Annotated in this window: 12 protein-coding genes; 6 read left to right on the top strand and 6 right to left on the bottom strand. The window is 45.1% G+C overall.

All coding sequences use genetic code 11. The annotated features are described in order from the left end of the window. The 4 genes from R7070_RS12580 to R7070_RS12565 form a co-directional block, all read right to left on the bottom strand. The coding region (locus R7070_RS12580) for a hypothetical protein (RefSeq protein ID WP_318141225.1) at positions 1 to 272 on the bottom strand (272 nt) is incomplete at its 3' end. Continuing rightward, positions 265 to 1404, bottom strand: a complete 1140-nt coding sequence (locus tag R7070_RS12575; protein WP_256900668.1) for a flagellin — start codon at positions 1402 to 1404, stop codon at positions 265 to 267. The genes R7070_RS12575 and R7070_RS12580, both read right to left, overlap by 8 nt. A gap of 145 nt (positions 1405 to 1549) precedes the next feature. Further along, positions 1550 to 2452 carry a Dyp-type peroxidase gene (locus R7070_RS12570; RefSeq protein WP_033907102.1) on the bottom strand — a complete coding sequence of 301 codons (903 nt, stop codon included), beginning with the start codon at positions 2450 to 2452 and terminating at the stop codon, positions 1550 to 1552. A gap of 46 nt (positions 2453 to 2498) precedes the next feature. Next, positions 2499 to 2984 (bottom strand): DUF2919 domain-containing protein, encoded by a 486-nt coding sequence (locus tag R7070_RS12565; protein ID WP_025768263.1) that lies wholly within the window; start codon positions 2982 to 2984, stop codon positions 2499 to 2501. A 144-nt stretch (positions 2985 to 3128) separates the two neighbouring features. Here R7070_RS12565 and R7070_RS12560 point away from each other — a divergent pair, with 144 nt between their 5' ends. Then, positions 3129 to 3482, top strand: a complete 354-nt coding sequence (locus R7070_RS12560; RefSeq protein ID WP_005380437.1) for a DUF2956 domain-containing protein — start codon at positions 3129 to 3131, stop codon at positions 3480 to 3482. A 3-nt stretch (positions 3483 to 3485) separates the two neighbouring features. Further along, a complete protein-coding gene (locus R7070_RS12555) occupies positions 3486 to 3818 on the top strand; it encodes a DUF4156 domain-containing protein (protein ID WP_005380435.1) in 333 nt (110 codons plus the stop codon). Positions 3819 to 3852: 34 nt separating this feature from the next. Here the strand turns inward: R7070_RS12555 and R7070_RS12550 are convergent, their stop codons facing one another. After that, on the bottom strand, positions 3853 to 4140 hold the full coding sequence (locus R7070_RS12550; protein ID WP_005380433.1) for a helix-turn-helix domain-containing protein: 288 nt from the start codon (positions 4138 to 4140) through the stop codon (positions 3853 to 3855). Positions 4141 to 4431: 291 nt separating this feature from the next. Between R7070_RS12550 and R7070_RS12545 the strand changes: the two genes are divergently transcribed. Genes R7070_RS12545 through R7070_RS12530 form a run of 4 tightly spaced genes read left to right on the top strand, consistent with a single transcriptional unit; the run spans position 4432 to position 6850 of the window. Then, positions 4432 to 4782, top strand: a complete 351-nt coding sequence (locus R7070_RS12545; protein WP_085570095.1) for an ArsC family reductase — start codon at positions 4432 to 4434, stop codon at positions 4780 to 4782. A gap of 18 nt (positions 4783 to 4800) precedes the next feature. After that, positions 4801 to 5937, top strand: a complete 1137-nt coding sequence (gene dapE / locus R7070_RS12540) for a succinyl-diaminopimelate desuccinylase (RefSeq protein ID WP_005380429.1) — start codon at positions 4801 to 4803, stop codon at positions 5935 to 5937. A 14-nt stretch (positions 5938 to 5951) separates the two neighbouring features. Next, positions 5952 to 6650: a M15 family metallopeptidase gene (locus R7070_RS12535; protein WP_085570096.1), complete on the top strand. Its 699-nt coding sequence runs from the start codon at positions 5952 to 5954 to the stop codon at positions 6648 to 6650. Then, positions 6647 to 6850 (top strand): DUF2897 family protein, encoded by a 204-nt coding sequence (locus R7070_RS12530; RefSeq protein ID WP_005380425.1) that lies wholly within the window; start codon positions 6647 to 6649, stop codon positions 6848 to 6850. Before R7070_RS12535 ends, R7070_RS12530 begins: the two co-directional genes overlap by 4 nt. Positions 6851 to 6956: 106 nt before the next feature. Here the strand turns inward: R7070_RS12530 and bamC are convergent, their stop codons facing one another. Continuing rightward, positions 6957 to 7976, bottom strand: coding sequence for an outer membrane protein assembly factor BamC (bamC, locus tag R7070_RS12525; RefSeq protein WP_005380424.1), 1020 nt, complete (start codon positions 7974 to 7976; stop codon positions 6957 to 6959). Positions 7977 to 8029: the final 53 nt, after the last annotated feature.

Genomic DNA, 8029 nt, shown 5'->3' with positions numbered 1-8029 from the left:
TGGTGATTTCTCCAATTGATTTTCCGGTGTAGCGGTTTCCGACGTCTCGGAAAACCAAGTAGTTCTCTCAAAGTTACTTTTATTAACGGCGCATACCCTGTTTTCTTTAGAGAAAATTTTAGATTTTTTTGAAAATAATTCGTTTGGAGGGGGAATCGTGACAAAGCGGATAAAAAAGCAAAAAAACTTTCATTTTTCGCTAAAGCTTCTTTTCGAATTGTCGATACAGGCAGGTTTTGCGTTAAATTCGGGCAAGGCCGTTCATCAGCCAAGCAAGGTCAATGCTAGGTTTGGCGCTTGTTTTGCTTGCGCCAGAATAGAAGTACTGACCTGTTGTAAAATCTGTTGCTTCACCATTTGCGTAGTTTCTTTGGCATAGTCAGTGTCTTGGATACGACTGTTGGAAGCGGCTAAGTTTTCGTGGATGTTATCGAGATTATTGATCGCGTGATTAAAGCGGTTTTGATACGCGCCTAACTCCGCACGACTGCCATCTACCGTTTTCAAAGCATCATCTAAAATGCCGACCGCCATCTGAGCGCCACCGACCGTGCTAATATCAATACTATCTACCGTTCTATTTATGGTGACATACTTGCCAAGTTCTAACTCATCAGCCAGGCCACCACTGAAGGTTGGTCCAGGGTATTTTATGGCGTCCTTGTGGGACATGAGTAACTGCAGTTGCCCCTCTTCATTAACAGACGCTTTCACTTTATCGGTTTGCCCATTAATGTAAGTCACGAGTTCTTCTATATCGTCGCCAGCTTTAGCTTCAATACGGATCTCCTGCTCTTCAAAATTGTTATCACGGTAGCTGATAACAATTTCATTATTTCCGTTTTGAACCGTCCAATCTGAACTGACTCTTTGATATGAGCTCATTGAAAAGCTACCTAAAGATTCCGGCTGCATGGTCCGCAGGCCAATTTGTACCGCTTCACCAGCCGTTGCACCGATTTGAAAAGACGATGTACCGAATGTGCCATTCAGCAATTTACGTCCGCCAAAGGAGGTCGTTTCTGCAATACGACTTAACTCATCATTTAAAGCAGAAACTTCTTCTTGCAGTGCAGTGCGCTCCGCTTTGCTGTTTGAACCATTGGCTGACTGTAGCGACAAATCACGCATACGTTGCATGATATTGGTCACCTCATTCATCGCGCCTTCCGCAGTTTGCATGATGGAAATGCCGTCATTCGCGTTACGTACCGCGACATCCAAACCACGCATTTGTGATTGCAAGCGGTTGGATATTTGCAGACCCGCAGCGTCATCCTTTGCGCTATTAATACGCTTCCCTGAAGACAAACGCTCCATGGATTGGTTCAGCATGTCAGTTGCACTGGTCAAATGACGCTGTGCGACGAGTGCTGCCACATTGGTATTAACGGTGATCGCCACGAGACACAGACTCCAAATAAATTAAGGCTTTGAGTACTTATCGACCAAGTAACAGAAAAGTTTAGTGTTTTTTGAAAAGAGATTGGAATAGAAATAGAAAACAAAAGCCCCCCATTGGAGGGCTTAAGAAATGAAGTCTGAGAACTTACTTGATGGCTAGCTCCGCGAGCATTTCTTGCGAAGGAGCGAAGAAGTACGCACCAGTTACCGCTTTTGTGAAACGAAGCATTTGGTCTGTTTTACCATCTGTCACGCCGTACATACTTTCTAGCATCACTTTAATGTTATGAAGTGTATTGCAGTAAGAAATAAACAGCAGGCCATGAGGCCCTGTCACCGTCCCGTATGGTAAGCTGTGGCGAACAATCTTCAAACCTTTACCTTCTTCTTTGATATCAACGCGACCAACGTGTGATGCAGCAGGAACGTCTTCTAGCTCGATAGAGTCTGGCTTGGTACGACCAATCACTTTTTCTTGCGCTTTGACATTCAATCGATTCCAAGCGGCAAGGTTATGTTCAAAGCGCTGAGCCATAACATAACTGCCTCCAGCAAATGGGCCCTCTTTTACTAGAGCCACATCAGCGCGAGCCTCCCCTTTCGGGTTTTCTGTGCCATCAATGAAGTCTGTCATATCACGAGCATCAAGGTAACGGTACCCATATGTTTCGTCCACAATGGTGACATCTTGTGCCGTCTCTTCTAGGAACTTACGCAACACGTAAAAATGCAAGTCGTGACGAGTCGAGTGACAGTGAATCAGTACATCTACGTCTGTTGCTGGAGCAACGATGTCACCTTCGCCAAGTTGAGTAAAATCAATAAGCTCTTCTGGCGCGTCTACATTAAGGTGTTCCCAAAACGATTTTGTGAATGCGATAGAAAGCGTCAGCGCTGCACCCGGCTGGGTAATGTTTAACTCTTCCACCAACTTTGGCAGTGCTTTCAGTTTTTCTAATACGTTTTCACGGTTTTGGTTCACTTTGAGTTGAGTGTACAGTGCAAATGGCCCGGCTTCTGGCACGATCGCCGTTTGAGCTTGTGACATTGAGGTTTCCTCTATTACTTTGCCCCAGAGTGGGAAGTTATTGTTTTTAATTCTTTGAATGCTGCTGTTCATCGTGCGCTAATTGTGGCACATGAAAACAGTCTTTTACCCATCTTCCATTTAGAAGATAGATCATAAACCAAGCTAATAAGGTAATGGTAAGGGCGTTTGCCCAATTAAACACTCCATGTTCTAGGTACACATGATACATGGTCTGAGCAAGTTGAATACCGCACAAGATCAAAGTGATCTCGCGACCATAGCGAGTAATTCTGTTTACCCATCCTCTGTCGGGATGACGAAGCCCCATTAACCACATAAGAAGCAAACTTGGAATGCCCATCGCCAAACCTAAATACAACGTACTTGAATCTGGGTAAACAATAGCGAGTAGCTTACTGCCACTATCACGACTTACACCAGCCATGGCAAACACCACCCATGAACGCACAAGAAACATCCATCCCACCCATAAAATGATCGGCGCCTTTAAAAATCCATGGGCGTCATATTGGTCAAACGAATAGCGCACAACATCTTCTTCTTTATGTGATAAAAACGTCACTTTAACCTATCGTTTCAGAGTTGCAAGCCAACAAAGATGAGAACTGAAGTTCATTTCAGCACCTTACACAGGTAAACTAAACAAAGATTTACAGCGACGTTGATGAGAAACATGAAAAAAAGAACTCCTGCCACCCCTGTGCCTTCTCAAGAAACTCAAGCCGAAGCGATGAGAATTGCCAAATCCACGCAGAAACCGGGGCAAACCAAAGAGCAAACCAAGCTCATCGCTCAAGGTATCGAAAAAGGCATCGCGCAATATAAGAAACAACAAAAAGAGCGCAACCGCCAAGCCGATAAAGCGAAGAAAAAACAGCAACGTGAAAAACAACGTCAGCATGAAGAGATTATCGAACAAGACAATATCACCGACGATGCACCAAACCATTCATCAAGCAAACTGCCTTGGACACTACTTGTTCTGAGCTGGATTGGCTTTGCTGCTTACATAGTATTGGGGAAATAGCTAATGAAACGCCTGTTACTTGGACTTTTTGTCGTGCTTCTAACGGGTTGCACGATGCCTTCTCACCTTACTCATGCTCAAAGTCAAGATGTTCATATTCGCATTGACGCGCAATTCGACCCTGAGCGATGCGAATACAAAGGCGAAGTCACCGGAAGTGAAGGCCATTGGTATAACTACATTTTCATGACTAATGACGCGATGATGCAAGGCGCGATGAATGATTTAAAAAACAATGCAGCGGCTATCGATGCGGACACCGTTTTTATGGTTTCCCCACAAGATTTTATCACTTCATTTAGCGTGCTGGGTTCCGCCTACCGCTGCAATGGATGAGGCCTGAATATGAAAAAAGCCAGCAATTGCTGGCTTATGCACGAAATCCAAGACTGCTAGCGATATCTCTCTCCCGCTCTAGAACCCATTGGCTATCAAAAGGCCCCCAATCTGAAAGTTGATAATAGCCGTCATTATGACGTCGGCCATCTTGAACGAATATGAGTTCAATGCCGATCCCAGGTAACGCCTTGAGTACATCTTGAATAGTACGACGAGGCCACCCCGTTTTTTCGATCAACTTTGGCACATTCGGCCTTTCTAGGTTTTCCACCAACAAGGCCAAATATAGCCGCCTTGCAAAAACAGGACTCAATTCCATTGACACCTCCTAAAATTGTGCTGATTCATTATTTCGTTTTTGCTCAGCGAGGTGTTGCGTTTGATCAATAACTCGACTTTTCCATTTGATTTAGACGAATTTTTATTCGATTTATAGCGCATTCATCGTAAATAAGTTATGTGACATTAGTTATCTCAATCTATCTGAAAATATTTTCCACCGCATTTTGTCAGTTTGATTGCTTCTTGATAGGATGCTTTAACAGCCCAAATCACTTAAGTGCGTCTTAACCGCGCCAGTGAAAAATAGAACAAAGAAAAAGGAAACACTATGTCGATTACCATGTTTGGTATTCCCAACTGCGATACGATCAAAAAAGCCAAGAAATGGTTAGAAGCCGAGGATATTGCTTACGACTTCCATGACTACCGTAAGCAAGGCATTGACGCCGAAGTGGTAAGTGAATTTTGTCGCGCTTTAGGTTGGGAACAGGTGCTCAATAAACGTGGCACAACCTACCGCCAATTAGCGCAAGAGCAGAAAGACACACTTAACGAGGAAAACGCCATCGCTCTTTTGGTAGAAAACCCTGCGATGATTAAACGCCCAATTTTAAAAGTGAATGATCAACTTCATATCGGTTTTAAAGCTGATCAATACGCTAGCATTTTCAACTCTTAAATAAAGGAATACTCAAGGATGACAGACAGTCCAGTATTGGCACTTGCTAAAGATCTGATCAGTAGACAGTCCGTAACGCCGGAAGACGCAGGTTGTCAGGATTTGATGATCGAGCGCTTAAAAGCACTCGGGTTTGAAATTGAAGTGATGGTATTTGAAGACACCACGAACTTCTGGGCTCGACGTGGTTCAGAAGCGCCGCTATTTGCGTTTGCTGGCCACACCGATGTGGTACCAGCTGGCAAATTGGAACACTGGAATACACATCCGTTTGAACCGACCATTATTGATGGTTACTTGCATGGCCGCGGCGCAGCTGACATGAAAGGGTCACTAGCTGCTATGGTCGTTGCTGTCGAACGCTTCATTGAAGAAAACCCAGACCACAAAGGCTCAATTGGCTTTTTGATTACGTCAGATGAAGAAGGGCCATTTATCAATGGTACCGTTCGCGTTGTAGAAACGTTGATGGAACGTGGTGAGAACATCGACATGTGTATTGTTGGTGAACCATCCAGCACCGACGTGGTTGGCGATGTAGTGAAAAATGGACGCCGTGGATCCATCACTGGTGATTTAACGGTAAAAGGAACACAAGGCCACGTGGCATACCCTCACCTAGCCAGCAATCCAGTGCACGAGTCTCTACTCGCGATTCATGAACTCGCGACGACAGAATGGGACAAAGGGAATGATTACTTCCCACCGACTAGTTTCCAGATCCCGAATGTATCGGCTGGCACTGGTGCGTCTAATGTTATTCCTGGCGAGTTCCATGTTCAGTTCAACCTACGTTTTAGTACTGAGCTTAACAATGACGCAATTGTTCAGCGTGTTACCGAAACATTGGACAAGCATGAGCTGGACTACGACCTAAAATGGACATTCAACGGTGACCCATTCCTGACCGATACGGGCGCACTGCTAGACGCAGTTGTAGCTGCTGTGGCCGAAGTCAATGATACGAAGCCAGCGCTACTTACAACTGGCGGTACTTCTGATGGTCGTTTTATTGCTCGAATGGGAGGCCAAGTCGTAGAGTTAGGCCCTGTTAACGCTACGATTCATAAAGTGAACGAGTGTGTGAAAGTCGACGATCTTGAAAAGTTGACGGACATGTACGAAAACACGTTGAAACACCTATTGGCGAAGTAATCAGCGAGAACACAATGACACCAGAGCAACTCACCGGAATCACTGATTCTCATCTTCAATCCACACTAGTGGGGCAAAAAGCGTTTCTACTCCACCCTGAAGTGGCTGACGATCTGCTAAAGATGATTGAAGCGGCAACAGAAGCAGGTTTCAAAATGGAAATCGCCAGTGGTTTTCGTGACTTTAATCGCCAAAAAGCCATCTGGAACGGGAAGTTTTCTGGTGAGTTGCCAATTCTCGACATCAACTCCCGCCCTTTGAATAAAGCAGAGTTAAATGACGAAGAGAAATTGATGGCCATTTTGCGCTGGTCGGCATTGCCCGGAGGAAGTCGTCATCATTGGGGGTGTGATTTTGATGTCTATGCGCGCAATTTATTGCCTGCTGACACAAAACTCAAGTTGGAACCTTGGGAGTATCTTGAAGGCCCCCAGCAGGCGTTCTACCAATGGTTAAAAGCCAACCTTGGTCGGTTCGGTTTCTTCTTTCCTTATCAGCACGATTTAGGTGGCGTTTCGATTGAGCCTTGGCACATTAGTCACCGCGCTGTCGGGCAGCAATGTCTCAAGCAGTTGACGCTTGATGTACTCAGCAGCCAGTTGATTAAACAAAATCAGACCAACAACATTGCAGGGATTGACGTCATACTGAATAATTTGGATAACGTCGTTGCCAAATTTATTCACAATATCACGCCGCCGGAGGCTCTATGATAGAAATACTAACCAATCCTTGGGTCATTATTATTGTAGTGTTGAGCGTGGTCATTGGTAATATTGCCGCACTCAAATACACCGCAAAAATGAAGTTTGGTCAGATGGATAAAAGCCGTAAGAACGATTTAGATAAGCTGAACACATTGGATAAACAGCGCTACGCTGAAGAAGATAAAAACAAAAACGAGCCTCGTTAGTTACTCACCAGCTTCATCTCGACACATTTAATCTAAACATCAAAAAAGGGACCACTAGGTCCCTTTTCTATCATTAAGTAAACACGCCGCGTTAAGCTCGCTTTGTTTACTGCTTCACTGTTGCAGCCAATACAGGCGCTAGTGATTTCAAAAACTCTTCTTCTACTGGCTTGCCAGAGGAGTCGGTGATATTGATAGACGTACGGTTGCCTAAATCACCAAGTAAGAATGTGTACTTACCAGCGGCTAACTCCACTGGTTTAACGCCGATATCGTTCCAGAATTCATCATCCGGAGACGCATATTTCGCAGTGATTGTGCCCTGAGACTGGCTACGCTCTTCAATCTTAAAGCCCATCTTAGGTAGAATATTAGGCAGACGCTGCCAAAGCATGTTGTATTGCGCACGCGCGATAATCACAGGAAGTCCGCTGCGGTCTTTACCCATTGTGATTGGGATCTGTTTAACCAACTCTTGCGCTTTACGCTGTGCTTCTTCACGCACTTCTTGATCGTAGCGAGCGGTGACCAAGTTCGTCATGAACACATTGTAGCGCTCACGGTTGGTCGCCGTTACTTCTTTCACTTGATTGCCTTCACGCCAGTCAATAAGGCTAACCTTAAAGCCGTGTCGACCATTTGCTTCAGCGCGTACGATTTCATATCGGCTGCCAATTTCTAGCTCTTCATCTGGCGAATCCCAAGTCACCCATCCTGTCTCGATGCGAGAGTCTGTTTGGCTTTCAACTGGAATCTCGTTAGCCGCGACCATGTTTTGCACCGTTTGCCAAACTTTATCTAGTTCATCTTTACGAAGTAGCCAAAGTGTCACTTCACCATCACTACTGCGGTCTAGACGTGCACCGGGAATAAGCTCTAGGACTTGTTGAGGTGGACGAATGTCGACATCTTTACCTACACCACCAGCGTAGTTACCCTGAGGGATCTCGTAGTTAGGGTAAAACTGAGGCTGTGCACCCTGTGGGACATTCCACTCACCCAAATTGGGGGAGTTCAAATACTCGAAGTCATCTTTTGCTTGACGACGTTGATTGGCACCACCTGAACAGGCAGTCAATACGAATACAGCTAATGAACTTAACACTAACTGGCTTGAAAGCTTCATCTATACTCCTAAAACACCGAGGGCGCTTTGGCCCCCAGTATGAACTTCAATCC

Origin of the sequence: Vibrio sp. 1557 (assembly GCF_033340175.1) — a bacterium.
In the GTDB taxonomy this organism is placed as follows: Bacteria; Pseudomonadota; Gammaproteobacteria; order Enterobacterales; family Vibrionaceae; genus Vibrio; species Vibrio alginolyticus.
This window is presented reverse-complemented; position numbering and strand designations above follow the sequence as displayed.

What these genes read in the sequence shown, in the direction of transcription:
- R7070_RS12570 (WP_033907102.1), bottom strand. Translation starts at nt 2,452, where the DNA reads ATGTCACAAGCTCAAACGGCGATCGTGCCAGAAGCCGGGCCATTTGCA.
- R7070_RS12560 (WP_005380437.1), top strand. Translation starts at nt 3,129, where the DNA reads ATGAAAAAAAGAACTCCTGCCACCCCTGTGCCTTCTCAAGAAACTCAA.
- R7070_RS12555 (WP_005380435.1), top strand. Translation starts at nt 3,486, where the DNA reads ATGAAACGCCTGTTACTTGGACTTTTTGTCGTGCTTCTAACGGGTTGC.
- R7070_RS12550 (WP_005380433.1), bottom strand. Translation starts at nt 4,140, where the DNA reads ATGGAATTGAGTCCTGTTTTTGCAAGGCGGCTATATTTGGCCTTGTTG.
- R7070_RS12545 (WP_085570095.1), top strand. Translation starts at nt 4,432, where the DNA reads ATGTCGATTACCATGTTTGGTATTCCCAACTGCGATACGATCAAAAAA.
- dapE (WP_005380429.1), top strand. Translation starts at nt 4,801, where the DNA reads ATGACAGACAGTCCAGTATTGGCACTTGCTAAAGATCTGATCAGTAGA.
- R7070_RS12535 (WP_085570096.1), top strand. Translation starts at nt 5,952, where the DNA reads ATGACACCAGAGCAACTCACCGGAATCACTGATTCTCATCTTCAATCC.
- R7070_RS12530 (WP_005380425.1), top strand. Translation starts at nt 6,647, where the DNA reads ATGATAGAAATACTAACCAATCCTTGGGTCATTATTATTGTAGTGTTG.
- bamC (WP_005380424.1), bottom strand. Translation starts at nt 7,976, where the DNA reads ATGAAGCTTTCAAGCCAGTTAGTGTTAAGTTCATTAGCTGTATTCGTA.